The organism is Streptomyces sp. 3211.6 (genome assembly GCF_003634815.1).
In the GTDB taxonomy this organism is placed as follows: domain Bacteria; phylum Actinomycetota; class Actinomycetes; order Streptomycetales; family Streptomycetaceae; genus Streptomyces; species Streptomyces katrae_A.
The window spans coordinates 3,197,764-3,224,384 of sequence record NZ_RBXC01000001.1 but is presented as its reverse complement, the minus strand read 5'-3'; the positions used below and the strand labels follow the sequence as shown (position 1 = coordinate 3,224,384).

Annotated in this window: 21 protein-coding genes and 1 tRNA gene; 20 read left to right on the top strand and 2 right to left on the bottom strand. The window is 72.9% G+C overall.

Annotated features, from left to right (window positions below; all coding sequences use genetic code 11):
- The first annotated feature begins 7 nt into the window (after nucleotides 1–7).
- From BX286_RS14780 to BX286_RS14760, 5 genes are all read left to right on the top strand, one after another.
- Entirely contained in the window at nucleotides 8–556 is a 549-nt protein-coding gene (locus BX286_RS14780; RefSeq protein ID WP_079427392.1) for a GNAT family N-acetyltransferase, read from the top strand.
- Between the two features lie 82 nt (nucleotides 557–638).
- On the top strand, nucleotides 639–1,202 hold the full coding sequence (locus BX286_RS14775; protein WP_079427390.1) for an ABATE domain-containing protein: 564 nt from the start codon (nucleotides 639–641) through the stop codon (nucleotides 1,200–1,202).
- 431 nt (nucleotides 1,203–1,633) lie between these two features.
- Entirely contained in the window at nucleotides 1,634–3,946 is a 2,313-nt protein-coding gene (locus tag BX286_RS14770) for a UvrD-helicase domain-containing protein (protein ID WP_079427388.1), read from the top strand.
- Nucleotides 3,947–4,341: 395 nt separating this feature from the next.
- A complete protein-coding gene (locus tag BX286_RS14765; protein WP_079427386.1) occupies nucleotides 4,342–5,778 on the top strand; it encodes an NAD-dependent malic enzyme in 1,437 nt (478 codons plus the stop codon).
- Between the two features lie 308 nt (nucleotides 5,779–6,086).
- Nucleotides 6,087–6,368, top strand: coding sequence for an HU family DNA-binding protein (locus tag BX286_RS14760; RefSeq protein WP_007264399.1), 282 nt, complete (start codon nucleotides 6,087–6,089; stop codon nucleotides 6,366–6,368).
- A gap of 176 nt (nucleotides 6,369–6,544) precedes the next feature.
- Here BX286_RS14760 and murA read toward each other — a convergent pair whose 3' ends face one another.
- A complete protein-coding gene (gene murA, locus BX286_RS14755; RefSeq protein WP_079427384.1) occupies nucleotides 6,545–7,882 on the bottom strand; it encodes a UDP-N-acetylglucosamine 1-carboxyvinyltransferase in 1,338 nt (445 codons plus the stop codon).
- A gap of 262 nt (nucleotides 7,883–8,144) precedes the next feature.
- Between murA and BX286_RS14750 the strand changes: the two genes are divergently transcribed.
- The 12 genes from BX286_RS14750 to BX286_RS14695 all read left to right on the top strand — a co-directional run bounded on the left by BX286_RS14750 (nucleotide 8,145) and on the right by BX286_RS14695 (nucleotide 24,043).
- Nucleotides 8,145–8,705 (top strand): YqgE/AlgH family protein, encoded by a 561-nt coding sequence (locus BX286_RS14750; RefSeq protein WP_079427382.1) that lies wholly within the window; start codon nucleotides 8,145–8,147, stop codon nucleotides 8,703–8,705.
- A 29-nt stretch (nucleotides 8,706–8,734) separates the two neighbouring features.
- Entirely contained in the window at nucleotides 8,735–9,019 is a 285-nt protein-coding gene (locus BX286_RS14745; protein ID WP_079427380.1) for a DUF3039 domain-containing protein, read from the top strand.
- 172 nt (nucleotides 9,020–9,191) lie between these two features.
- Nucleotides 9,192–10,844 carry a beta-N-acetylhexosaminidase gene (locus BX286_RS14740; RefSeq protein WP_079427378.1) on the top strand — a complete coding sequence of 551 codons (1,653 nt, stop codon included), beginning with the start codon at nucleotides 9,192–9,194 and terminating at the stop codon, nucleotides 10,842–10,844.
- 459 nt (nucleotides 10,845–11,303) lie between these two features.
- Nucleotides 11,304–12,230, top strand: a complete 927-nt coding sequence (locus BX286_RS14735; RefSeq protein WP_079427376.1) for an FAD binding domain-containing protein — start codon at nucleotides 11,304–11,306, stop codon at nucleotides 12,228–12,230.
- Entirely contained in the window at nucleotides 12,227–14,926 is a 2,700-nt protein-coding gene (locus BX286_RS14730; protein ID WP_315974721.1) for a 2Fe-2S iron-sulfur cluster-binding protein, read from the top strand. Before BX286_RS14735 ends, BX286_RS14730 begins: the two co-directional genes overlap by 4 nt.
- Nucleotides 14,923–17,298, top strand: coding sequence for a xanthine dehydrogenase family protein molybdopterin-binding subunit (locus tag BX286_RS14725; protein WP_167747585.1), 2,376 nt, complete (start codon nucleotides 14,923–14,925; stop codon nucleotides 17,296–17,298). The genes BX286_RS14730 and BX286_RS14725 overlap by 4 nt, the downstream gene beginning before the upstream one ends.
- Before the next feature lie 109 nt (nucleotides 17,299–17,407).
- Entirely contained in the window at nucleotides 17,408–17,941 is a 534-nt protein-coding gene (locus BX286_RS14720; RefSeq protein ID WP_261993425.1) for a DUF2563 family protein, read from the top strand.
- Nucleotides 17,941–19,368, top strand: coding sequence for a WXG100 family type VII secretion target (locus BX286_RS36075; RefSeq protein WP_148710274.1), 1,428 nt, complete (start codon nucleotides 17,941–17,943; stop codon nucleotides 19,366–19,368). Before BX286_RS14720 ends, BX286_RS36075 begins: the two co-directional genes overlap by 1 nt.
- A 12-nt stretch (nucleotides 19,369–19,380) precedes the next feature.
- Entirely contained in the window at nucleotides 19,381–20,556 is a 1,176-nt protein-coding gene (gene mycP / locus BX286_RS14710; protein ID WP_121015132.1) for a type VII secretion-associated serine protease mycosin, read from the top strand.
- A 31-nt stretch (nucleotides 20,557–20,587) separates the two neighbouring features.
- On the top strand, nucleotides 20,588–20,998 hold the full coding sequence (locus BX286_RS14705; RefSeq protein ID WP_100863571.1) for a hypothetical protein: 411 nt from the start codon (nucleotides 20,588–20,590) through the stop codon (nucleotides 20,996–20,998).
- A gap of 16 nt (nucleotides 20,999–21,014) precedes the next feature.
- Nucleotides 21,015–23,363 (top strand): hypothetical protein, encoded by a 2,349-nt coding sequence (locus BX286_RS14700; protein ID WP_121015130.1) that lies wholly within the window; start codon nucleotides 21,015–21,017, stop codon nucleotides 23,361–23,363.
- Between the two features lie 35 nt (nucleotides 23,364–23,398).
- On the top strand, nucleotides 23,399–24,043 hold the full coding sequence (locus BX286_RS14695) for a hypothetical protein (protein WP_148710273.1): 645 nt from the start codon (nucleotides 23,399–23,401) through the stop codon (nucleotides 24,041–24,043).
- Nucleotides 24,044–24,089: 46 nt separating this feature from the next.
- On the opposite strand, the gene BX286_RS14690 is transcribed toward BX286_RS14695, so the two are convergent.
- Nucleotides 24,090–24,161: transfer RNA gene (locus BX286_RS14690), tRNA-Cys, on the bottom strand.
- A 184-nt stretch (nucleotides 24,162–24,345) separates the two neighbouring features.
- Here BX286_RS14690 and BX286_RS14685 point away from each other — a divergent pair.
- Genes BX286_RS14685 through BX286_RS14675 form a run of 3 tightly spaced genes read left to right on the top strand, consistent with a single transcriptional unit; the run spans nucleotide 24,346 to nucleotide 26,520 of the window.
- Nucleotides 24,346–25,830 carry an MFS transporter gene (locus tag BX286_RS14685; protein WP_121015126.1) on the top strand — a complete coding sequence of 495 codons (1,485 nt, stop codon included), beginning with the start codon at nucleotides 24,346–24,348 and terminating at the stop codon, nucleotides 25,828–25,830.
- A gap of 31 nt (nucleotides 25,831–25,861) precedes the next feature.
- Complete coding sequence (locus BX286_RS14680; protein WP_100863574.1) at nucleotides 25,862–26,116, top strand: hypothetical protein; 255 nt, start codon at nucleotides 25,862–25,864, stop codon at nucleotides 26,114–26,116.
- Nucleotides 26,113–26,520 (top strand): type II toxin-antitoxin system death-on-curing family toxin, encoded by a 408-nt coding sequence (locus tag BX286_RS14675; protein ID WP_100863575.1) that lies wholly within the window; start codon nucleotides 26,113–26,115, stop codon nucleotides 26,518–26,520. The genes BX286_RS14680 and BX286_RS14675 overlap by 4 nt, the downstream gene beginning before the upstream one ends.
- Nucleotides 26,521–26,621: the final 101 nt, after the last annotated feature.

Sequence of the window (26,621 nt, the reverse complement as noted above, 5' to 3'; positions counted from 1 at the left end):
TGCCCGCATGATCATCAACGGGGTGGAAATGAGGGGCCTGGCCGTCGAGGACGCCGCCGGGCTGGCCGACGTACTGACACGCAACCGGGCGTACATGGCGCCCTACGAGCCCCGGCGGCCCGAGGCGTTCTACACCGAGGCCGGACAGCGGGACCGCATCGAGGGCATGCTCGAGGAGCGGGACGCGGGGCGGCTGGTCCCGTACGTGTTCGCGGAGACGGCGACCGGTGCGGTCGTCGGGGCGATGAACCTCGGCAGCATCGCCCTCGGGCCGCTGTGCAGCGGCGGCGTCGGCTACTGGGTCGACCGGGCCTGGCACGGCAAGGGCCTGGCCACCGCCGGCCTGGAGGAGGTCGTCCGCACGGCCCGCGACGAGCTCGGGCTGCACCGGATCGAGGCCGGGACCCTCGTCGACAACACCGCCTCCATGCGGGTCCTGGCCAAGGTCGGCTTCACCGAGTTCGGACTCGCCCCCCGCTACCTCCACATCAACGGCGCCTGGCGCGACCACCGGCTCTTCCAGCGCCTCTTGCACGACGACCCGCCGCCCGCGTAGCCCGCGCGGGGGCTTCCGCTTCGTGGTCGGCGACGGCACTCTGGGGAGGCGTCCGACGGCGACGACCGAGGCGGTGACGGGCATGTGGTTCGACTCCGGGCGGGTCTGTCTGGACCTGCTGGCCACCCGGACTCCCCAGGGGGCCGAGGCCATCCACGACGGCGACGAGCTGCACCTGTGGCTGGTCGGGGCCGGGCTGGTCCCCGACCGGACCCCGCTCGGCCGGCTCGGGCCCGACTGGGTGGAGGCCTTCCGCCGCCTGCGCCGCGACGTCGACCGCCTCGTCCGCGCCGAACTGGCAGGCACCGCCCCGGAGGAGGACGCCCTGGCCCGCGTCAACGCCGCCGCGGCGGGCCCGCCGCCGGGGGTGTGCGCGGTCCGGGACGGGGAGGGACACCTGGTGCGGGAGCTGTGCGGCGGCGTCGAATGCGCGGGCCTGCTGGCCACGGTGGCCCGGGACGCGGTGGAACTCCTCACCGACCCCGGCGACCTGTCCCTCCTGCGCGCCTGCGGCGGCGACGGCTGCGCCCGCCTCTACCTGGACACCTCCCGCGGCCACCGCCGCCGCTGGTGCAGCAGCGAGGTCTGCGGCAACCGCGAACGGGTGGCCCGCCACCGTCGGCGGGTCCGGGGGGCGGTGGGGTAGGGGGGTGGTGCTTTACGTCGGCACGGGGGGCGGGACTTCATCCCCCGCGAGGGGCCGGTGGCGGGCCGGTGGCTGCCCACCCGCCGCCCGGGGTCTCCGGCCGGGACGGCGCCTGCCCAGTGCGGCGGCCCCCCGGCGGCCGCCCCACCCACCGGCCCAGCACCCAGGGCGGCGGCCCGCACCGGGAGCCGCGCCGCCTGCGGCGTCGCCGGCGGTCCGCCGCACTGTGCAGGTGCCGCCGCGCCCCCGGCCCCGGGCGGCGGGTGGGCAGCCACCGGCCCGGTGTCACCCCTCGCGGGGGTGAAGGTCCCGCCCGCCCATGTCCTCGTACGAAAGGACGCCCGCGTCCCGCCGCGCGGACCGGGCGTGCGGAGTGGGGGCTGGTTCGCGTACGGTTGACGGTCGCCCATGCACGTAAGAAGGGGGCCTTCGTGGCCGCGCAGAATGCCGCTGTCGACAGCACGGCGGATTCCGTCCGCGATCGGGAGATCGCGGTCGAGCAGACGCATCTCGACCGGGTGTACCGACGCCTTGAGGAGAAGATCCACGAGGCCGAGTTCCTCATGAACGACGCCGCCAAGCGCGGCCAGGTCGGTACGCCCGGCGCGCTCGCCGAGCGGGACGCGCAGGTCTTCCGCGCCGGGATCCACCTCAACCGCCTCAACAACGAGTTCGAGGACTTCCTCTTCGGACGGATCGACCTCGTGCTGGGCAAGGACGGCGAGCGCGGCCCCGACGGGGCCTACACCTCGGTCGAGCCCGCCGACGACGCGATCCGGTCCGACCTCACGGCCGACATCGCCGAGACCCTGCACATCGGCCGCATCGGCGTGCTCGACACCGACTACGCGCCGCTCGTCATCGACTGGCGGGCCCCCGCGGCCGCGCCGTTCTACCGTTCGACCCCCAAGGACCCCGGCCGGGTGATCCGCCGCCGGGTGATCCGGTCCAAGGGCCGCAAGGTGCTCGGCGTCGAGGACGACCTGATGCGTCCCGAGATCACCGCCAGCCTCGACGGCCGGGAGCTGCCCGCCATCGGTGACGGTGCGCTGATGGCCGCCCTCGGCCGGGCCCGTACGCACACCATGCGGGACATCGTCTCGTCCATCCAGGCCGAGCAGGACCTGGTCATCCGTGCCCCCGCCGCCTCCGTCGCGGAGGTCGCGGGCGGTCCGGGCACCGGCAAGACCGCCGTGGCCCTGCACCGGGCCGCGTACCTCCTCTACCAGGACCGCCGCCGCTATTCGGGCGGCATCCTGATCGTCTCGCCGACCCCGCTGCTCGTCGCCTACACCGAGGGCGTGCTGCCCTCGCTCGGCGAGGAGGGCCAGGTCGCGATCCGGGCGCTGGGCTCCCTGGTCGACGGGGCCGAGGCGACCACGTACGACGACCCCGCCGTGGCCCGGATCAAGGGCTCCTCCCGCATGCTCAAGGTGCTCCGCAAGGCGGTGCGCGGCGCGCTGGAGCTGGGCGACGCCCCGGAGCGGCTGCGCGTGGTGGCCTTCGGCCGCCGCGTGGAGCTGGAGGCCCCGGAGCTGAACCGGATCCGGCAGAACGTGCTCGGCGGCACCGCCCCCGTCAACCTGCTGCGTCCGCGCGCCCGCAAGCTCCTCCTGGACGCCCTGTACGCGAAGACCGGCGCGAACGGCCGGCACAGCGACCCGGAGCTGGCCGCCGAGCTGCGCAGCGCCTTCGACGAGGACGTCTCCACCGAGGACGACTTCCTCGGCTTCCTCAACGCCTGGTGGCCGGAGCTGACCCCGCGCCGGGTGCTGGCCGCGATGGCCGACGAGCGCCGCCTGGGCCGCTGGTCGCGCCGGGACCTGAACCCGCGCGAGACCCGCCAGCTGGCGCGTTCGCTGCGCCGGGTCGGCGCGGACGGCTCGGGGCCGCTCTCGGTGCACGACGTGGCGCTGCTTGACGAGCTCCAGCAGCTGCTCGGCGCGCCCGCGCGGCCGAAGCGCAAGCGGGAGCTGGACCCGTTGGAGCAGCTCAGCGGGCTGGAGGAGCTGATGCCGACCCGGGAGGAGACCAGCTGGGAGCGGGCGGAGCGGCTCGCGGCGGAGCGGACCGAGTACGCGCACGTGATCGTGGACGAGGCGCAGGACCTGACGCCGATGCAGTGGCGGATGGTGGGCCGGCGGGGCCGTACGGGCACCTGGACGGTGGTCGGCGACCCGGCGCAGTCCTCCTGGACGGACCCGGACGAGGCGGCCGCGGCCCGTGACGAGGCGCTGGGGTCCCGGCCGCGCAGGCGGTTCACGCTGACCGTGAACTACCGCAACCCGGCCGAGGTCGCCGAGGTGGCGGCGCGGGTGCTGGAGCTGGCCATGCCGGGGATGGAGCCGCCGACGGCGGTGCGTTCGACGGGCCTGGAGCCCCGCTTCACCGCTGCCGGAGAGGATCTGGGGGCGGCGGTGCGGGAGGAGACGCGGCGACTGCTGGGCGAGGTGGACGGCACGGTCGGCGTGGTCGTGGCGATGGACCGGCGTGCGGAGGCGGCGGGCTGGCTCGCGGACCTGGGCGAGCGGGCGGTGGCGCTGGGCAGCCTGGAGGCGAAGGGCCTGGAGTACGACGCCACGGTGGTGGTCTCCCCGGCGGAGATCGCGGAGGAGTCCCCGGCGGGCCTGCGGGTGCTGTACGTGGCGCTGACGCGTGCGACGCAGCAGCTGACGGTGGTCTCGGCGGAGGCCGACCGGCCGGACGGGTCCGGGGTGCCGGAGCTGCTGCGGCCAGGCGCGTGACGGCGGTGTCCGACTCGCGGGAGGGGGACCGCTTCCGGCGATCCTTTGTTAGCCTGGTTACGACACCGGCTCGATCCAAGCCCCCGGGCCCAACCTTCGTCGCTTAGAGCGACCACTTGCCGCGAGGCGAGCATGGCGGGTCGGTGTCGTAGGCATCCCGTCCGTCCTGGACGGAACACCAGGTCCGCGCCCTCCACGAGTGGGGGGCGCGGACCTGTTTTGTGTGTACCACCCATTCCACCACCCCGAGTTATCTCGTATGGTGGAAGAGTTCTTCCGAAATTTGTAGCTGGTTACCTTGTACCGGCTGGTAGGTGGGACGATCGGACAACAGGTCCCGCCCGCGCGGGACCCTGTGTGTACAGAAGAACCAGGGACAGAAGAGGAACACGGCCATGGCAACGGCGCCCAGCGTCTCGTATTCGATGACGGTCCGCCTGGAAGTGCCCGCGAGCGGAACCGCGGTCTCCCAGCTCACCACCGCCGTGGAGTCTTCCGGAGGCTCGGTCACGGGCCTCGACGTGACCGCGTCCGGCCACGAGAAGCTCCGTATCGACGTCACCATCGCCGCCACCTCCACCGCCCACGCCGACGAGATCGTCGAGAAGCTGCGCGGCATCGAGGGCGTCAGCCTCGGGAAGGTCTCCGACCGCACCTTCCTGATGCACCTCGGCGGCAAGATCGAGATGTCGTCCAAGCACCCCATCCGCAACCGCGACGACCTGTCGATGATCTACACCCCGGGCGTCGCCCGCGTGTGCATGGCCATCGCCGAGAACCCCGAGGACGCGCGCCGCCTGACCATCAAGCGCAACTCCGTCGCAGTCGTGACCGACGGCTCCGCCGTCCTGGGCCTCGGCAACATCGGCCCGATGGCCGCGCTGCCCGTCATGGAGGGCAAGGCGGCCCTCTTCAAGCGCTTCGCCGGCATCGACGCCTGGCCGATCTGCCTCGACACGCAGGACGCCGACGAGATCGTCGCCATCGTCAAGGCCATCGCCCCCGGCTTCGCGGGCATCAACCTGGAGGACATCTCCGCGCCCCGCTGCTTCGAGATCGAGGCCCGGCTGCGCGAGGCCCTCGACATCCCCGTCTTCCACGACGACCAGCACGGCACCGCCATCGTCGTCCTCGCCGCCCTCACCAACGCACTGCGCGTCGTGGGCAAGGAAGTTGAGGACGTCAAGGTCGTCATGTCGGGCGCCGGCGCCGCCGGTACGGCCATCCTCAAGCTGCTCCTCGCCGCCGGCGTGAAGAACGCCGTCAGCGCCGACATCCACGGCGTCGTGCACGCCGGCCGCCCCGACCTGGTCGACGCCGCGCCGGACTCCCCGCTGCGCTGGATCGCCGACAACACCAACCCCGAGGGCTACACCGGCACCCTCAAGGAGGCCGTGGTCGGCGCCGACGTCTTCATCGGCGTCTCCGCCCCCAACGTGCTCTCCGGCGACGACGTCGCCGCCATGGCCGAGGGCGCCATCGTGTTCGCGCTCGCGAACCCGGACCCGGAGGTGGACCCGGCCGTCGCGCGCCAGACCGCCGCCGTCGTGGCCACCGGCCGCTCCGACTTCCCGAACCAGATCAACAACGTGCTGGTCTTCCCGGGCGTCTTCCGCGGCCTCCTGGACGCCCAGTCCCGGACCGTGAACACCGACATGATGCTCGCCGCCGCCACCGCCCTCGCCGACGTCGTCGGCCGCGACGAGCTGAACGCGAACTACATCATCCCGTCCGTCTTCAACGACAAGGTCGCGGGCGCCGTCGCCGGCGCCGTCCGCAAGGCCGCGCAGGCCGGTGCCGAGAAGGCCGCTGTGACGGGGCCCACGGTCTGATCCCGGCGCGTCGCGGGATGCGGGCCCGCCGGGGCGCCTCTAGGGTTGCGGGGATGCCCGCGCGGCGCGCGGCCCGCATCGGCATCGGAGCCTCGGGTGCGACGGAGCGTCACTGCGGCGTGACTGTGGCGCTTTTCGTGTGACCCTGGCGGGTGCCGGATTGGCTTTCCCGCCGCTGGTGGGGGCAGGATGCGTAACCGGGCGAGAGGGTCTGACGTTCAGACCCGGGTCCGGGGACTGTCCTAGGGCCCTGGCAGCATCGGCTTCGATCTCACGCCTCTAAGGCAAGTTGAACACGGGAGTACAACATGAACCGCAGTGAGCTGGTGGCCGCTCTGTCCGAGCGCGCCGAGGTGACCCGCAAGGACGCCGACGCCGTTCTGGCCGCGCTCGCCGAGACCGTCGGCGAGATCGTCGCCAAGGGCGACGAGAAGGTCACCATCCCCGGCTTCCTGACCTTCGAGCGCACCCACCGTGCCGCTCGCACCGCGCGCAACCCGCAGACCGGCGACCCCATCCAGATCCCGGCCGGCTACAGCGTGAAGGTCTCCGCGGGCTCCAAGCTCAAGGAAGCCGCCAAGGGCAAGTAGTACCGCCCTTGTGCCGAGGGCCGCACAGGCCCCCGGGACGGCAGTGGTACGTAGAACGGCCGAGGGCGGCCACCCCCGCGGGGGTGGCCGCCCTCAGGCCTTTCCCGGGCCTTCCAGGCCCTCCCAGGGGCCTCGTGGGCCCTGGGAGGGGGAAGTTCCGGACGTCGGAGCGACCGTCAGACCAGGTCGCCGTTCGGCAGTTCGACCTTCGCGCCCAGCTCGACGAGCTTCTCCATGAAGTTCTCGTAGCCGCGGTTGATCAGGTCGATGCCGTGGACGCGCGAGGTGCCCTCGGCCGCCAGCGCCGCGATCAGGTACGAGAACCCGCCGCGCAGGTCGGGGATGACCAGGTCGGCGCCCTGCAGCTTCGTCGGGCCGGAGACGACCGCCGAGTGCAGGAAGTTGCGCTGGCCGAAGCGGCAGGCGCTGCCGCCCAGGCACTCGCGGTACAGCTGGATGTGAGCACCCATCTGGTTCAGCGCCGAGGTGAAGCCGAGGCGGGACTCGTAGACCGTCTCGTGGACGATCGACAGGCCCGAGGCCTGCGTCAGGGCCACGACCAGCGGCTGCTGCCAGTCGGTCTGGAAGCCGGGGTGCACGTCCGTCTCCAGCGCGATGGCGTTGAGCGGGCCGCCCGGGTGCCAGAAGCGGATGCCCTCGTCGTCGATCTCGAAAGCGCCGCCGACCTTCCGGTACGTGTTCAGGAAGGTCATCATCGAGCGCTGCTGCGCCCCGCGGACGTAGATGTTGCCGCCGGTCGCCAGGGCCGCGGAGGCCCAGGACGCGGCCTCCAGACGGTCCGGGAGCGCCTTGTGGTTGTAGCCGCCCAGGCGGTCGACACCGGTGATCCGGATGGTCCGGTCGGTGTCCATGGAGATGATCGCGCCCATCTTCTGCAGTACGCAGATGAGGTCCTCGATCTCCGGCTCGACGGCGGCGTTGCTGAGCTCGGTGACGCCCTCGGCCAGGACGGCCGTCAGCAGGACCTGCTCGGTCGAGCCGACCGACGGGTAGGGCAGGCGGATCTTGCAGCCGCGCAGGCGCTGCGGGGCCTCCAGGTACTGGCCCCCCTCGCGCTTCTCGATGGTCGCGCCGAACTGGCGCAGCACGTCGAAGTGGAAGTCGATCGGCCGGCCGCCGATGTCGCAGCCGCCCAGACCCGGGATGAAGGCGTGGCCGAGGCGGTGCAGCAGCGGGCCGCAGAAGAGGATCGGGATGCGGGAGGAGCCCGCGTGCGCGTCGATGTCGGCGACGTTCGCGCTCTCGACGTACGTGGGGTCGAGGACCAGCTCGCCCGGCTCCTCGCCGGGGCGCACGGTCACACCGTGCAGCTGGAGCAGACCGCGCACGACCCGCACGTCACGGATGTCGGGAACATTGCGCAGCCGGCTCGGCTCGCTGCCGAGCAGGGCGGCCACCATGGCCTTCGGCACGAGGTTCTTCGCACCGCGGACACGGATCTCGCCCTCGAGCGGGGTTCCGCCGTGGACAAGCAGGACATCGTTGCCGGTCATGGATCTCGCGTTCCGGAGTGGATGGGCAGGGGACCAGACGTAAGGGTAAGGGCCACCACCCCCTTGTTTGTATGGGTGACGGGGCCGTAGGACTGTCATGCAGTCGGCACACCACGTACGGTGTCCGCCAGGTAGCGGAGTGTTGCGTTCCGGCGTGTGGACCGGCGCGCGCCTGCGTCTGCAGCCGTGCGCCCTGAGCTGCGCGTGATCGGATCGCGCCGCCCGCTCCCCCCGGAGGGCGAATGTGCGAGATCATGTGCCCATGACCGAGGTGTCCTCCCTCACAGGGCGGCTGCTCGTGGCCACCCCCGCCCTCGCGGATCCGAACTTCGACCGCGCGGTGGTGCTGCTGCTCGACCACGACGAGCAGGGCTCCCTCGGCGTGGTCCTCAACCGGCCCACCCCCGTGGACGTCCGCGACATCCTGCTGCCGTGGGCCCCGCTGGCCGGCGATCCCGGCGTGGTGTTCCAGGGCGGCCCCGTCGCCCTCGACTCCGCCCTGGGGGTCGCGGTGATACCGGGCGAGGAGGGCCCGCTCGGCTGGCGCCGGGTGCACGGGGCCATCGGCCTCGTCGACCTGGAGGCCCCGCCGGAACTGCTCGCCGCCGCCCTCGGAGGCCTGCGGATCTTCGCCGGGTACTCCGGCTGGGGGCCCGGCCAGCTGGAGGACGAGCTGGGCGACGGCGCCTGGTACGTGGTGGACTCCGAGCCGGGCGACGTCTCCTTCCCCGACCCCGAACGGCTGTGGCGGGCGGTGCTGCGCCGCCAGCGCAGCGACCTCGCGATGGTCGCCACCTATCTGGACGACCCGTCGCTCAACTGACCCCGGCGGCGTTCAGTACCCTGGTTTTTATGAGCACTCTCGAGCCCGATCGCGGGACTGGTACGGGGACCCTCGTAGAGCCGACGCCCGTGGTGTCCCACGGCGACGGCGACCACGAGCGCTTCGCCCACTACGTCCAGAAGGACAAGATCATGGCGAGCGCCCTCGACGGCACCCCCGTCGTCGCGCTCTGCGGCAAGGTCTGGGTGCCGGGCCGCGACCCGAAGAAGTACCCCGTCTGCCCCATGTGCAAGGAGATCTACGACTCCATGGGCGCCGGCGGCGACAAGGACAAGGGCGGCAAGGACTCGTAACGGGTCCGGCTCCCGCCGACGAGGCCCCCGGGGCGTGCGCCCGCGCGCACCCCGGGGGCCTTCGTGCACCCGGATCCATTTGTCCGGACCTTTCGCCGCCGGGGCCTATGCCGGGGGCGGGTGCGCGGCTAGGGTCGGGCGCGAGGAGCGCTCTGTCGTGAGGGGCTGACGCATGGACCTGATCCCCGTACCCCGGATGGCCGTTCCCGACGAGGAGGGCCGCCGCTACGTCTTCGGGCCCGAGCCCGTGCTCGACGCCGGGCCGGGCTGCGAGGGCGTCGCGCGCTGGCTGCGCCGGGAGGTCGGGGGCGCCACCGGGTGGGCGCTCCCGGCGGGGGCGCCGGGCGACCTGCGGCTGAGGCTGGAGCCCGGGGGCGCGGGGTCCGGGGGCATGGGGTCCGGGGGTACGGAGCCCGAGGCGTACCGGCTCGACGTCGGCGCCGACGGGGTCGAGCTGACCGGTGCGGACGCCGCCGGGCTGTTCTGGGGCGCCCAGACGCTGCGTCAGCTCCTGGGCCCCGACGCCCACCGGCGGGCCCCGCTGCGGCCCGGGCGGACCTGGGACCTGCCGTACGTCCGCATCGCCGACCGTCCCCGCTTCGGCTGGCGCGGGCTGATGCTGGACGTGGCCCGGCACTTCATGCCCAAGGACGGGGTGCTGCGCTACGTCGACCTGCTGGCCGCGCACAAGCTCAACGTGCTGCACCTGCACCTGACGGACGACCAGGGGTGGCGCATCGAGATCAAGCGCCACCCGCTCCTCACGGAGACCGGCTCCTGGCGGCCCCGCAGCCGCTGGGGGCACCGGGCGTCCCCGCTGTGGAACGAGACCCCGCACGGCGGCTTCTACACCCACGACGACATCCGCGAGATCGTCGCCTACGCGGCCGAGCGGCACGTGCGGATCGTCCCCGAGATCGACATCCCCGGACACTCCCAGGCCGCGATCGCCGCCTACCCCTGGCTGGGCAACGCCGACGTCGTGGACACCGCCGCGCTGGAGGTGTGGGACGACTGGGGCGTCAACGAGAACGTGCTCGCGCCGACCGAGGAGGTCCTGCGCTTCTACGAGGGCGTCTTCGAGGAGGTGCTGGAGCTGTTCCCGCCCGAGGTCTCACCGTTCGTGCACGTGGGCGGCGACGAGTGCCCCAAGGACCAGTGGCGGGCCTCGGCGACGGCGCAGGCGCGCATCGGGGAGCTGGGCGTGGACGGGGAGGACGGCCTCCAGGCCTGGTTCATCCGGCACTTCGACCGCTGGCTCGCCGACCGGGGCCGCCGGCTCATCGGCTGGGACGAGATCCTGGAGGGCGGTCTCGCGGACGGCGCGGCCGTCTCCTCCTGGCGCGGCTACGCGGGCGGGATCGCCGCCGCCGAGGCCGGGCACGACGTGGTGATGTGCCCGGAGCAGCAGGTGTACCTGGACCACCGTCAGGCGGACGGCCCCGACGAGCCGATGCCCATCGGGTACGTGCGTTCGCTGGAGGACGTCTACCGGTTCGAGCCGGTGCCGCCGAAGCTCTCGCCGGAGGCGGCCGCGCACGTGCTGGGCGCGCAGGCGAACGTGTGGACCGAGGTGATGGAGCACCAGGGGCGGGTCGACTACCAGGTGTTCCCCCGGCTGGCCGCCTTCGCGGAGGCGGTGTGGTCGTGGCTGCCGGAACCGGAATCCCGTGACTGGGCCCGCTTCGAGGGGCGGGTGGCGGGGCACCTGGCGCGGCTGGACGCCCTCGGGGTCGCTTACCGGCCACCGGGCGGGCCGCTGCCGTGGCAGCGGCGGCCGGGGGTGCTGGGGCGTCCGCGCGAGGGCGCGCCCCCGATCGTGTGACCCGGGGGCGCGGGGGAGCCGCGTGTGCCCGCCGGCGCCCTCCGCGTCCGGAAGCGGAACTCTACGGGAACCTTGGGGAAGCTTCGGGAACCTTCGGGAACCTTCTGGAACCTTTGGAACTGTCGCTCGAACAAGGTGTATCCGGGGGAAAACGGACGTTCGGGTCGGTGTCGTACGAAGGTGGTACGGGTGGGTCCGGAGGGGCTGCGGAGGGGGCCGGCCGTGGGGGTGGCCGGGGGCCCGGCCCGGGTGGAAAAGGCGTGGCGGGCGGGTGTGCGGAAGGTGTCCGGGCGCCCCGCCGCCGGGACCCGGACGCCCGGGGCCGGTGGTACCCGGGAGACCCTCGCGCCGGGCGGTCCCGAAGATGTGCCAGAGTTGCCACGTCCCGGCGGTGAGCACGTACCGTACGGCGGACAGGCGTGAGCGCCAGGACCGGGACATCGGGAAGGGGCAGCTGGGTTGACCACGCACGCACCGCACACACCGCATTCGGCTCAGGGGCCGCACACCCCGCATTCGGCGCCGGGGCAGGCGGCGCAGTCCGTGATGCTGCCGGCCTCGCTCGACGAGGCCGTCGCGGCGCTCGCCGCCATGCCCGCAGCCGTCCCGGTGGCCGGTGGCACCGACCTCATGGCGGCCGTCAACGCCGGACTGCTGCGGCCCGCCGCGCTGGTGGGCCTCGGGCGGATCAACGAGATCCGCGGCTGGCAGTACCAGGACGGGCACGCCCTGCTCGGCGCCGGTCTGACCCACGCCCGGATGGGACGGCCGGATTTCGCCGCTCTGATCCCGGCGCTGGCCACGGCCGCGCGTGCGGCCGGCCCGCCGCAGATCCGCAACGCCGGCACCCTGGGCGGCAACATCGCGACGGCCGCGCCGACCGGTGACGCACTGCCCGTGCTGGCCGCGCTGGAGGCGGTGCTGGTCATCGTCGGCCCCGGCGGCTCGCAGCGCGAGATCCCCGTCTCCCACCTGCTCGCCGGGCGGGAGATGCTGCGTCCCGGTGAGCTGATCGGTTTCGTGCGGGTGCCGCTGCTGCACGCCCCCCAGGTGTTCCTGAAGGCCACGGGGCGGACGGGACCGGGGCGCGCGGTGGCCTCCGTGGGGCTCGTGCTGGACCCCGCGCGCCGGGGCGTGCGGTGTGCGATCGGCGCGGTGGCCCCGATGCCGCTGCGGCCGCTGGAGGCCGAGCAGTGGGTGGCCTCGCTGATCGACTGGGACGGGGACCGCAGTCTGGCCCCGGAGGCCCTGGAGGCCTTCGGCGAGTACGTCGCGGCGGCGTGCGTGCCCGACCAGGGGCAGCAGGTCTCCGCCGGAGTACTGCATCTGCGGCGCACCGTCGCCGTGCTGGCGCGCAGGGCCCTGGGGAGGGCGCTGACCTCATGAGTGAGAACGAGAACGTGAGCGGAACGAGCGGGGACGCGCAGAACACGGGGAACGGCGGCGCCGGGGGCGCGGCCGCGGGGGCCGGCTGGGGCTGGGAGCCGGTGCCGCACGGGGGCGACTACGACTCCGACGCCACCGCCTTCGTGCAGCTGCCGCAGGACATGCTGGACGCGCTCGACACCGGGGAGCCCCTCGCGGCGCCCGGGCACGGCTTCGTGCCGCCTCCGATGATCATGCCGCTGGGCTCGTCCGGCAGTACGGACCCCAGCGCCACCGGCACCTGGACGATGCCGGCCCAGTGGCCCGCGGCGGGCGGCGCGGGCGGGCAGGCCGAGGCCGCCGACGCGGCGCCGGCGGCTCCGTCCCGCGCGCCGATTCCCGCGTCGATCCCGCTCCCGGCGTCGGTGGCGGCCGCCTTCGCGGCGGCCGAGCCCGAGGCGCACGCGGAGTTCCACGGCGGCGCGCGGCCGGACGCCGCCCAGGACGGACGGGCGCAGCCCGGCTCCCGGCTGGCCTCCCACGCCGGGGCCCACGGGACGGCGCAGCACGGGGAGCCCGGGGAGTTCGCGGAGTTCGCGGGGCACGGGGAGTACGCGGAGTCCGCGGGGCATGCGGAGTCCGGGGGCTTCGCGGGGCATGCGGGGCACGGGGAGTCCGGGGAGTTCGCGGAGCCCGCGCAGTTCGCGGAGCGCGCGGAACCCGTGGGGTTCGCGGAGCAGCGGCACGTGCAGCACTACGCCGGCCCGCACGCCGGGGTGGACCCGGGGGCGACGGCCGAATGGCAGTTCCCGGAGGCGCTGCACCAGGACGAGGAGTCCTCGGCCACCGGGCACTGGACGCTGCCGGCCGACCTTGCGGGTGGCGGCGCGGGTGCGGATGCCGGTGGTGTGGGTGGCGTCGACGGTGTCGGCGGTATCGGTGGGGACGGTGTCGGCCCCGACGGTTTCGGGCTCGGCCGGGCTGCCGGAAGCGGCGCCGGTGCCGGGCGCGGCGGTGAGCTGCCCGGCGGGACCGGGGAGTTCCGGGCCGGCGGGGCGGACGGTGGCTGGGGCCAGGCCCCGGTGACGCTGCCGGGCGGGGCCCAGGCCCCCTGGGCGGCGGCCGAGGTGCCGGGCGGGCCGGGGGCGGAGGCCGTGGCGGCCGCGGCCGAGATGCCGCTGAGCTCCGGGGTGCTGCCGGGCGGCGGTGGCCAGGGGCCGCAGGGGGCCGGGGCCGGGGTGCCGGGGCGCGGGCCGAGGGTGCTGGGCGGTCCCGGTGTCGGGACCCCGCTGCCCGAGGGCTACCCCCAGGCCGGGCCGGAGCCCGAGTCCGTGCTGGACGCCGCCCCGGACATCGAGGCCTCGCACGGCCACGGCCCGGCGCAGCCCCCGGCGGGGGACGAGCGGCCGCGGCCGGCGGAGGCCGAGGGCGCCGACGCCGCACCGGGGGAGGGGTCCGCCCCCGCCCCGGTACCGGGCGGGACGGACGGGCACGGCTTCGGGGAGGGGGCCGGTGCCCCCGCCGGAGCGGAGGCCGCGCCCGCGCCGGGTGAGGACACCGCCGACAGCGCCGTGCCGGCCCCGGCCGGGCACGACACCGGGGAGTTCCCGCTCGGGGAGGCGTCGTACGAGGAGGAACGGCAGCCCGCCGTCGCCCATCACGAGCACCCTTCCGCGTCGTACGTCCTGCGCGTCAACGGCGCCGACCGGCCCGTCACCGGCGCCTGGATCGGCGAGTCCCTGCTCTACGTGCTGCGCGAGCGGCTCGGCCTGGCCGGCGCCAAGGACGGCTGCTCCCAGGGCGAGTGCGGGGCGTGCGCGGTGCAGGTCGACGGGCGGCTCGTCGCCTCCTGCCTGGTCCCGGCGGCCACCGCGGCCGGCTCCGAGGTCCGCACGGTCGAGGGCCTGGCCCAGGGCGGGGAACTCTCGGACGTGCAGCAGGCGTTGTGCAGGTCGGGCGGGGTGCAGTGCGGGTTCTGCGTGCCCGGCATGGCCATGACCATCCATGACCTGCTGGAGGGCAACCACGCCCCCAGCGAGCTGGAGACCCGCCAGGCGCTGTGCGGCAACCTCTGCCGCTGCTCCGGCTACAAGGGCGTCATCGAGGCGGTCCGCGAGGTCATCGCGGAGCGCGAGGCCACCGCGTCGCAGGCCGCGGAAGCGGGGGCGCAGGCCCCGGCGGAAGCGCTCATCCCGCACCAGGCGCCGCCGGGCCAGGGCGGCGTGCACGGCTTCGACGTCCCGGCCCCGGGCCCCGACGGGACGTTCGGCGGCAACGGCTTCGACGCCTCCGCCGTGTTCGAGGCGTCCGGCGGCTTCGACGCGGGCGTTCCCGGCCCGAACGGGACACTGGGCGGCAACGGCTTCGAGGTACCGGGCGGCTTCGAGGCCGTAGCCGGCGGCCCGGGCGGCCCCGGCGGCCCCGGCGGCACGCTGGGCGGCAACGGCTTCGACGCGTCGGCGGCCTTCGAGCCGGCCCCGGGCGCGGACGGGACCTTCGGCGGCAACGGCTTCGACCCGTCCGGCGTGGCCCACGCCGGCGGCTTCGCCGCGTTCGACGCGCTCGACACGACGGGCGCCCTCGGCATCCCCGGCACCCCGGGCGCGGCCGGCGGCGCGGCCCCCGGCCCGCACGGGTTCGACGGCGCCCACGGCCCCACCCACGGCACCAGCAGCAGCGGATTCGACGGGATCCACCACAACGGAGGCATGGCGTGAGCGGGCAGGACGCGGCCACGGCGACGACCACGACCACCACGACCACCACCATGACCATGGCGACGCTCAACGGCGGCGCCGACGGCGACGGTGACGGCGGCGGCACGGGCGACCAGCGCCCCGCGCGCGGAATCGGAGCCTCCGTCCCCTCGGCGGACACCCGTGCCAAGACCGAGGGCACCTACCCCTACGCCGCCGACCTGTGGGCCGAGGGCCTGCTGTGGGCCGCCGTGCTGCGCTCCCCGCACGCCCACGCCCGTATCCGTTCCATCGACACCTCGGCCGCCGTCGAGATGCCCGGCGTGCGGGCCGTCATCACCCACGCCGACGTCCCCGGCGCCACCACCCACGGCCGCCGCATCGCCGACCGGCCGGTCTTCGCCCACGACGTCGTGCGCCACCACGGCGAGCCCATCGCCGCCGTGGCCGCCGACCACCCCGACACGGCCCGCCTCGCGGCCGCCGCCATCGCCGTCGAGTACGAGCTCCTCGACGCCGTCACCGACCCCGAGCAGTCCTTCGGCGCCGCCCCGCTCCACCCGGACGGCAACCTGATCCGGCACATCCCGCTGCGCTACGGCGACCCGGACGCCACGGGCGAGGTGGTCGTCGAGGGCCTCTACCGCATCGGCCGCCAGGACCCGGCCCCCATCGGCGCCGAGGCCGGCCTCGCCGTGCCCCGCCCCGACGGCGGCGTCGAGATCTACACCGCCTCCACCGACCCGCACACCGACCGCGACCTCGCCGCCGCCTGCTTCGGCCTCGACCCGGACCGCGTCCGCGTCGTCGTCACCGGTGTCCCCGGCGCCACCGCCGACCGCGAGGACCCCGCCTTCCAGCTCCCGCTCGGCCTCCTCGCCCTGCGCACCGGCTGCCCGGTCAAACTGGCCGCCACCCGCGAGGAGTCCTTCCTCGGCCACGCCCACCGCCACCCCACCCTGCTGCGCTACCGCCACCACGCGGACGCCGAGGGCCGGCTGGTCAAGGTCGAGGCGCAGATCCTGATGGACGCCGGCGCCTATGCCGACGCCTCCGCGGAATCCCTCGCGGCGGCCGTGGCCTTCGCGTGCGGCCCGTACGTGGTCCCGCACGCCTTCGTGGAGGGCTGGGCGGTCCGCACGAACAACCCGCCCTCCGGCCACGTGCGCGGCGAGGGCGCCATGCAGGTCTGCGCAGCCTACGAGGGCCAGATGGACAAACTCGCGGCCGCCCTCGGCATCGACGGCGCGGAACTGCGCCTGCGCAACGTCCTCGCCACCGGCGACCTCCTGCCCACCGGCCAGACCGTCACCTGCCCGGCGCCGGTGGCCGAACTCCTCCGTTCGGTCCGCGACTTCCCCCTCCCCTCCCTCCCCAAGGACACCCCGGAGGAGGACTGGCTGCTGCCCGGCGGCCCCGAGGGCGCGGGCGAGCCCGGTGCGGTGCGGCGCGGCGTCGGCTACGGCGTGGGCATGGTCCACATGCTCGGCGCGGAGGGCGCCGACGAGGTGTCCACCGCCACCGTGAAGGTGGTCGGCGGCACCGCCACCGTCATCTGCGCGGCCGTCGACACCGGCCAGGGCTTCGCCACCCTCGCCCGCCAGATCGTCCAGGAGGTGCTGGGCATCGACGAGGTGACCTGCGCCCCCGTGGACACCGACCAGCCGCCCGCGGGCCCCTCCGCCCACGGCCGCCACACCTGGGTCTCGGGCGGGGCCGTCGAGCGGGCCGCGAAGATGGTCCGCACGCAGCTCCTCCAGCCGATGGCCCACAAGCTCGGTATGTCCACCGAACTCCTCCAGATCCAGGACGGCCGGATCACGTCGTACGACGGCGCCTTCTCCCTCTCGGTGGCGGAAGCCATAGAGGGCAAGGAGCTCTGGGCGACGGCCCAGTGCCGCCCGCACCCCACCGAGCCGCTGGACGACCACGGCCAGGGCGACGCCTTCGTGGGCCTGGCCTTCTGCGCGGTCCGCGCGGTGGTCGACGTGGACATCGAACTCGGCACGGTCCGGGTGGTGGAGCTGGCCGTCGCGCAGGACGTGGGCCGCGTCCTCAACCCCCGCCAGCTGGAGGCCCGTATCGAAGCGGGCGTCACCCAGGGCGTCGGCGCGGCCCTGACGGAGAACCTCCGCTCGGTCGCCGGCCTGGTCCGCCACCCCGACCTGACGGGCTACGCCCTGCCGACGTCCCTGGACGCCCCGGCGGTGCGGATCGTCCGGCTGGTGGAGGAACGGGACGTGGTGGCCCCGTTCGGTGCGAAGGCCGCGAGCGCGGTCCCGGTGGTGACGACCCCGGCGGCGGTGGCCTCGGCGGTGCGCGCGGCGACGGGGCGGCCGGTGAACAGGATCCCGATCCGGCCATCCGCGGCGGTGGCGGTGCCCAACTCGTAGCGGTCTGCCCCACCTTGCCGTCAGTGCCGGTCGTTAGAGTGGCGGGTGACAGGGGGGACGCACGCGCGCGGACGGGTGCGGACGGGGACGGGAAGTGGGGGAGGCCATCGTGGCAGGCGAAACCACGCCGGGACTGCTGGGCGGCGGCAACATCGCCGGAGGTGTGGCGGACGCGGTGATGCGCCAGGCGAAGGCGCTCGAAGTCGAGTACGAGTCGCTGACCGACGCCAAGAAGCGGGTCGACGCCCTGCTGAAGAAGCTGGACGGCTCCGAGGCGGACGCCGGCAAACTCGCCCACGGCTCCCTCCCCGCCGGCACCCTCGGCACGGGCTTCGCGGAGGCGGAGTCCCTGTTCAAGGCGTACGACACGGTCCACAGCGAGCTCCAGAAGCTGTCGCAGGGCCTGGCCGGGCAGATCGAGGCGCTCGGCATCGCCATCCAGACGGCGGGCAAGGGCTATGCCGGAGTCGACGAGGACACGCAGGCGAGGATGCGGGCCCTCATCAGGCGCTCGAAGGAGGAGTACGTAGAGGACCGCGACCCCCTCATCCAGCAGCAGAAGGAAGCCCAGAAGCAGCACCAGGGCTCCTCCGCCCCGACCACCCCGACCCCGACTCCGAGCACGTCGAAGGGCACGATCTGATGGCGACGACGAACTTCGAGGGCTACTCGCACGAGCAGTTGCTCGCGATGATCGCCTCCCTCGACCCGGAGACGGTCAAGGCGCGCGCCACGCAGCTGGCGGACGCGGCGAAGGCGCTCAACGAAATCGGCGAGAGCCTGAAGAACCACCAGGTCAAGGGCTGGGAGGGCGAGGCGGCCCACGCCTTCCATGACTGGGTGAGCCGCGCGGGCAACGCCACCCTGACCCTGGGCAAGTACAGCGACGCGGGCAGCACGTGGATGACGCACGCCGCCCAGACGATGGTCGAGGTCAAGGCCAACACCCCGAAGTACGACAAGGGGGCGGCCGACAACCTGGAGGCGGCCCGCAAGTCCCACAACGACCCGGACGCCCAGCAGATCGGCCAGACGGCCCACGCCAAACTGACGGCGGACCACGAACAGGCGGTCCAGCAACTGACGAAACTGGCCCAGTCCTACGACGCCTCGGCAACCCAACTGAGCCGCACGGAGGCTCCTACGTTTCCGCCACCGCCAGCGGTGTTCGCGCCGCAGGGCGTCGATTTCGAGGAGATCTCCCGCCCTCGGGGGGACGGCGCTGCAGCCGGGCCTTCTGGTTCCGGTGTTTCGACCCATGCCGTGGTATCGCCCAGTGGTGGCGGCCCTTCCGCGGATGCGGGGTTGACGCAGTCTCACACCTCATCTGATGCGGGACGACCTGCGTCTGCGCCGCCGTCGCCCTCCCCGCAGGGCATCCCGGGCCGTGGCGTGAATGTGGATCTTGACCATGTCGCGACCCTTCCGGACAAGACTCTGCCTCCGACCCCGGGTCTGCCTGTCGGGCCCGGCCCGAGCGTGCCTGGTGGGAACCCTCCCAGCAACGGCCTGATCCTGCCACCGCCATTGCCCCCAATCGGTGGACCGCCATCGTTGGGCGGCGGCTCGCTAACCGTGCCCCGGGCCCCAGGTGGCATTGGCGGCAAGGTGGGTGGCATCCCGGTTCCGTCGCCGCGCGATACAGGCATCGTGGGTGGCCGACAGATCGCCACAGGTGGACCCAGCGCCAATATTCCGCGAGGCACGGTCATCGGAGCTGAAGGCCCGTACGCGGGTGGCAGCCGCGGGATGCCCGGCATGATGGGTGGCGGCCTCGGTGGTGCGCACGGCGCTTCAGGCAGTCCGGTCACTGGTCGGAGGCTAGCGATGGAACCGGGTGGCGTTGTCGGGGGCCGTCAGGCCACGGCTGGTGGCCAGCCGTTCACCCAGGGAGGGTCGGGCCTTGTTCGCAATGGAGCGGGCGTCGGTGCCGTGGGCCATGGTGGCACGGCCTCCCCGGCATCGCCCCGTCGCCGTGGAGGCCAGGACGGCAATCGCCCGGACTACCTGACTGAAGACGAAGAGACCTGGCAGGGTGACCGTCGTGTTGTGCCGCCAGTGATCGACTGAGCGGATCGGACAATGCAGCAGATGCGCATGTGCAAGGCGACCTCTGCCCTGATGGGCGTACTTTTGGCCGGCGTTGCTGCTACTCCGGCACATGCGCAGACCATTCGAGAGCAGCAATGGCATCTAGATGCCATGAAGGCTGACGATATTTGGAAGATCAGCACCGGTAAGGGGGTCACTGTTGCTGTCATTGACAGTGGCGTCGACCGTATTCCGGAACTAGAGGGTCAGGTTCTACCGGGAAGGGATTTTGCGGCAGGCCTGGATGGCTACAAGGGCGACGAGCGTACTGACTATGACAAGCACGGGACCACGATGGCGGCGTTGATCGCTGGCTCAGGAAGGCATCCAAGCGGTGACGGCGCGTTCGGCCTGGCCCCTGGAGCCAAGATTCTCCCCATTCGGGTACCGCACGAGTTCAATGCTGCAAGCCCGTCGTGGACTGCCGCAATTCGGTTCGCGGCCGATTCGGACGCCAAGGTCATAAATATCTCCATGGCGACTCCCAAGGACGACCCTGGGCGGCTCGATGCTGTGAAGTACGCGCTTTCTAAGGGGAAATTGATCTTTGCCGGTGTTGGCAATGACGGCGATACGACGAATCCCGTTCTCTATCCGGCCGCGACGCCTGGAGTGGTGGGGGTCGGAGCGGTTGATGCGGATGGGGCTGCAGCAAAGGTGTCGCAGCATGGGCCGCAGGTCGACATCTCAGCCCCCGGTGTTGGCCTCGTAACAGCGTGTGCACGCGAGACGGGGCTATGCACCAGCAGCGGCACCAGCGACGCCACCGCCCTAACCTCCGCCTCCGCCGCCCTCCTCTGGTCCGCGCACCCCACCTGGACCAACAACCAGGTCCTCCGCGTCCTCCTCAACACCGCCGGCAAGCCCGTCGACGGCGTAGAGCGCAACGACTACATCGGCTACGGCGTAGTCCGCCCCCGCGTCGCGCTGCCCACCCCCGGCGACCCCGGTCCTCCGGACGTCTACCCCCTCCCCGATCTCGCCGCCGCCGCGGCCGGCTCCCCCTCTCCCGGGGGAAAGATCACGCCATCGCCTGCGTCGCAGCCCCAAGCTGCGGTAAGAAAGGCCGACGGTGGCGGTCCGCCCTGGATCGCCCTCGGACTCGGGGCCTGCGTTCTCATCGGTGGAGCCGTCACCGCGGTCGTCGTACGCCGGGCCAAGCGCTGACCTGAACCGACACACGAGTGGAGTGCACGCCATGTCCTTCGAAGAGGAATGGTCCGCCGCCCGCGCCACCGCCGCCGCCAACGTCTCCATGCGGCTCAACCAGGCCCCCGCCGCCTCCGGCGCCGACCTCGAGCTGAACCAGGACCACATCGGAGCCGTCGGCAGCGAGGCGTACAAGCTCCACTCCCGCCTCCAGACCGACGGCAAGCACGCCGCCACCGCCTCCGGCGAGGCGGCCGGCGCGCTCTCGCGGGAGGGCTTCGCCAGCGGGGCCGCCCTCGCCAAGGCGAACAGCCGCTGGGAGAGCCAGGTCAAGACCCTCGTCGCCGCCTGCGCGCAGATCTCCAACGGGCTCAACTACTCGCTCTCCTCCCACGCCAAGGAAGAGCAGCAGCTCTACGCCGAGTTCACCTCCTCCAAGATCGACGAGTACCTCAAGTAGGGAAAGGCGCGCGGCCGTGCTGACGTACGAGAACGTCCTCAACGCCCCGATCGACAAGCTCGCCACCGCCGTCCGCGACTGGCAGGCGATGGTCGCCAAGCTGGAGGAGCTGGCCGAGGCCGCCCGCAGCGGGATGAAGGCCAAGTCCGACCAGGCCCAGTGGAGCGGGGTCACCGCGGGCGTGGCGCGGCCGTTCGTCGACAAGACGGCCAAGGAGTTCCAGGACGCGGCCAAGGAAGCCAAGGGCATCCATCAGGCGCTCACCCAGGGCCACGACGCCTTCAAGTCCTCCCGCGACCAGCTGAAGAAGATCGCCGAGGAGGAGGCCCCCGCCGCGGGCTTCCAGGTCGACGCGAAGGGCAAGGTCACCGCGGTCCCCCTCGCCTCCGCCGCGGACCGCAACACGGCTCGGCACGACCTCGACTACCAGCAGTCCCTCCGAGCCAACCAGGCGCAGTGGCAGGCGAAGGTCGACGCCCTCATCGACGCCTGCGACGACGTCGACCAGTCCCTTGCCCGCCTCCTCAACGCCAACGTCGCCGAGGACCACAACTTCAGCGCCCCGAAGTACTCAAGCCTCGCCGCCGAACAGGCCGGCCGCGCGACCGACCTCGCGAGGAAGGGCCGCAACCTCTCGCACGCCGAGCTCACGGAACTCAACGAACTACTGGCCGACAACGCCAAGGTCCCGGAGTTCTCCACCGCCTTCTACGGGAACCTCGGCCCCAAGGGCGCGCTCCAGTTCTTCGGCACCATGGCCACCGACACCTACGAGTACGGCAAGCTCGACGAGCAGCGGCTGAAGGACGTCCAGGAACTCCAGCAGAACCTGGGCCTCAACCTGGCCACCGCCACCCGCTCCACCACCGAACCCCACCTGCCCGACAGCTACGCGGCCGAGCTCCGCAAACTGGGCACCCAGCAGATCCCCCTGGCCCGCTACGACCAGAACCCGCCGTACGGGTACCAGCTGCTCGGCGGGATCATGCGCTACGGCAACTACGACCCGAAGTTCCTGGTCCCGATCGCCGAGCACGCGACGCAGATCCACGCCAAGAACCCGGACTTCTTCACCGGAACCCGCCAGCTCAACGGCTACGGCAAGAACATGCTGAACCCCTCCGGCATCAACGGCGCGGGCTACGACCCGGTCGTCAGCTTCCTGGAGGCCCTGGGCCACAGCCCGGAGGCGTCGGCCCAGTTCTTCGACCCGAAGCGCGAGCACCTTCCCTCGTACAACGAGGACGGGACGGTGCGCGCGGGCGACGCCAACCTCGGCAAGGACGCCAAGGGGAAACCGATCGCCAGCTACCTCGACTTCTTCGCGAACGAGAAGTACCACCCCACCATCGACATGGAGGGCATGAACCCCGACGACCTGAAAAAGGTCGGGAACTACATGCCCGACGCCCTAGGACACGCTTTGGAAGCGGCCACTCTCGGCCACGCCTGGGACGACCCCAAGCCGGAGCTCCACCGCACCGAGACGGGGGCGCACGTCATGGAGGCTGTAGCGCTGAAGTACGGCGGCGACGCCGGACTGCTCATGCGCCAGGAGGTCCTCGCGGACAGCTTGGGAAATATGACCGCAGGCTACGTCGACGACGTCAACTGGGCGCTGAACGAGAACGACCAGCGGAGCATCTTCGCCCCACGATCCGAGGGGGCAACGCACGCGAGCTTCGGGCGCGCCGGTGTCCGCGACCTGTTGGCCGCCTTGGGACAGCATCCTGACGCCTATGCCACGGTGTCCACCGCCGAACGCGTCTACTCCGCGAGCGTCCTGGAGAGCCAGGGGGTGCACGACGGCGCGATCGACGAGGGCCGGGCGCGGACGGCGATCCGTACCGGTGCCGAGGTTCAGGGAATCCTCGACGAGTCACGGGCGGAGCAGGTCAAGGGAGTCAACGACAGGAAGCAGGAGCTGTACGAGAGGGCGCACGAGCAGAACTCGTCCTGGATCGAGTTCGGCACCACGGCTGCCATCGCAGCCGGTGTTGCCTTCCTGCCCGCCACGGCTGCTGCGGCAGGTGCGGCGGCGGTCGTCGTCCCCCTGGCCATGGACACCGGTACCGGTCTCGTGGAGCAGGCCGCAGGGCAGGTCATCGGGGAATGGTCGGAGACGGCCAAGGAGCAGCACAAGGACGATCTCGACGGCAAGACGCACGACGACAACAAGGCGACGTTCCAGAGCGGCGAGTACAGCGCCGAGGCGCCCATGCGGGCCTTCATGACGCGTCATGACGTCGACCGGAACAGCGTCCTCGGCAACAACCTCTACGAGTCGATGCGCAGCGGCTATATGACGGGCAACTCCACCGCCCGTCAGCAGGGCCACGAGGCGCAGACCAAGGGCGTCGAGTGAACCACGGACGGATACGGCGCCCGCTGGGGTGCCTGGTGCTCGTCCCCATGGCGGCGGTGGGCTGTTCCGGCGGAACGCCGGAGCGACCGGCTCCGGCGCCGACCGTGGCGAGGGTTTCGGCTGACCAGGTCTGTGCAGGCCTGTTCACGGGAGATGGTGGGAAGGGGCTGGAGCGGGTCCTCGAATCCACGGAGTTCCGGCTCCGGAACCAGAAGTGGAATCCGGATGCCAGGGCCGTCGCGCAGGTGATGGAGGACGCGTACAGGTCTGGCAACCGGATCCGCGAGATGCCTCAGGCGGTCTGCGAGGTCTCGGGATCCGAGAAGGAACTTCACGTGCCGACGGTGACGCTGCAGTTCACCGCCTTCAGCCTGTACGCCGGAGATCCCGCCGACTTCCCGTCCGGGAGCGACCGGGGTGTGCGGGTTGCCAGCAGTCCAGGGAAGTTCATGCACCTCTCCTATGACTGCGTCAGCTCCCGAGTCGGCTCCACACCGGAGGTTCCCCTGCGGATCAAGATCCTGCTTCACGAGGAGTGGGACGAGAGCAAGGGCGGGGACGTTCTCCGCGCCGACTACATGGCCATCAACCACTCCGCCGGCCTGGCCGTGGCCAAGGAGCTCCGGTGCGCGGATGACGGCGGGCTTCCTGCTCGGGCTGCCGACCTGCCGACGGGCTGAGGGCCGCCCGCGGAACACTCCCCGGGCGGCCCTCAACCCGTCGTAGAGGCCGTGACCGGAATCGAACCGGCGTAACTCGCTTTGCAGGCGAGTCCCTCAACCACTCGGGCACACGGCCGTGCTGTGCTGCGCTGGGTACGACGCTACGGGCCCCCGGCGGCGGCCGGGAAGGGGAGCGTGGGGGCTGCAATGTGACTGCCATGCGGCGTTTACACGGGCCCTTCGGCCTAGGTCCCGCGGACCATGCGGGATCCGACCAAATGACAGGGGCGAGACCCGGCCGCGCACCTTACTCTGGGGCGATGAGCGCCCTTGAACCCCGGATATCAGAGAACAGTGACGCCGCCCCGCCACCGCCGGGCGGCGGGATTCTGGGGCCGGCGTACCGGACGCTGAGCGTCGGGATCATTTCCGTGATCTTCCTGATCGCCTTCGAGGCCACCGCCGTCGGGACCGCCATGCCCGTCGCCGCGCGCGAGCTCGACGGGATCGGGCTCTACGCCTTCGGGTTCTCCGCCTACTTCACCACCAGCCTCTTCGGCATGGTCCTGTCCGGCCAGTGGGCCGACCGGCAAGGGCCGCTGCGGCCGCTGAGCGTCGGGATCGGGGCCTTCGCCGCCGGGCTGGTGTGTTCCGGGACAGCCGCCGTCATGGGGGTGTTCGTGCTGGGGCGGGCCGTGCAGGGGTTCGGGGGCGGGCTGGTCATCGTCGCGCTCTACGTCGTCGTCAGCCGGGCCTACGAGGAGCGGCTGCGGCCCGCGATCATGGCGGCCTTCGCCGCGAGCTGGGTGGTCCCGTCCATCGTCGGGCCGCTGGCCGCCGGGACGGTCACCGAGCGCCTCGGCTGGCGGTGGGTGTTCCTCGGGATCCCCGTCCTGGTCGTCGTCCCTCTGATCGTGGCGCTGCCCGCGATCCGCCGGACCGCGTCCGGGCCGGTGGACACCGGCGGGGAGGCGCCCGCCGCCTTCGACCGGCGGCGGATCCGGCTGGCCCTCGGGATCTCGGTGGGCGCAGGGCTCCTCCAGTACGCCGCGCAGGACCTGCGGTGGCTGTCGCTGCTGCCCGGCGCCGCCGGCGCCGCCCTGCTGGTGCCGGCGGTGCTGGGGCTGCTGCCGCGCGGGACCTACCGCGCGCGGCGCGGGCTGCCGTCCGTGGTGCTGCTGCGCGGGGTGGCGGCCGGGGCCTTCATCGGGGCGGAGAGCTTCGTGCCGCTGATGCTGGTCACCCAGCGCGGGCTCAGCCCGACCCTGGCCGGGTTCTCGCTGGCGCTGGGCGGGGTGACCTGGGCGCTGGGCTCGTGGGTGCAGTCCCAGGGGCGGACGGCGCCCTACCGGGAGCGGCTGATGGTGGCCGGGATGGTGCTGGTGGCGCTCGCGATCCTCGCCGCCCCGGCGGTGCTGGTCGAGTCGGTGCCGGTGTGGACGCTGGCCGTGGCGTGGGCCGTGGGCTCCCTCGGCATGGGGCTGGTGATCGGCTCGACGAGCGTGCTGCTGCTCCGGCTGTCGGCGCCGGAGGAGGCGGGGGCGAACTCCGCCGCGCTCCAGATCTCCGACGCGCTGGCCAACGTGGTGCTGCTCGCGGCCGGCGGGGCGGCGTTCGCCGCGCTGGGCGGGGGAGCGGTGGGCGCGGGGCACGTGCTCGAAGCGGGGGGCGGGGCCTCGCACCCGGCGGCGTTCCGCGTCGTGTTCCTGCCGATGGCCTGCGTGGCGCTGGTGGGGGCCTGGGTGGCGACCCGGCTGCACGAGCGTCCGTCCGAAGCGGCAGGGACGGGGGCGAAAAGCGGGTGATCGGGAGGCGGGTCGTCGTTACTCTGCGTGCATGAAGGACGCGGATGACAGGGACGACGTGGACGACGCCAACGACACGGGCGGCGCGGGCGAGCTGGTCATCCGGCTCTCCGCAGCCGAGGCCGCGGAGCTCGCCGACCTCGCCGACGCCTCCGGCTCCACCCCCGAGGAGCACGCCCTCGCGGCCGTACGGGAGCACCTGCGCCGGGAGCGCGAGCGGGTCGGTGCCGCCGCGGAGCGGCTGGCGCGGCTGCACGCGCCCCTGCTGAAGAGGCTCGGCGAATGACGGGAACGAACGCCGCCGTGCGCCACCTCACCCTCGCCGAGGTCCTCGACCTGGCCCGGTACGCCTGCCTGGCCCAGGACCAGCCGGTCGAGCTGCGAGCCCCCGGACTGCTGGAGTCCGCCGTGCACCGGCCCCGTGCGCGCATGCTTGGGACGCCGGCCTACACCGACCTCCACGAGCAGGCCGCCGCGCTGCTCCACGGCATCGCCGTGAACCATCCGCTGGTCGACGGGAACAAGCGCACCGCCTGGCTCGCCGCCGCCACCTTCCTCGCCGTGAACGGGGTCGACCCGGCCGCCGCCGACCAGGACGCGGCGTACGCGCTGGTCGTCGACGCGGCCTCCGGCGCCGAGGCCCGGGTGCCGGTGATCGCCTCCAGGCTGCGGGAGTTGCTCCCGGTGTGACGCTCGCCGCACTGCCCGAGGTCACGGGCCTGTCCCTCCTCGGGGGGTGCTGCGGCGCGGGTAAGGTGGCCCGGTTGTCCGCCCGGTTGTCCTGAGTACAG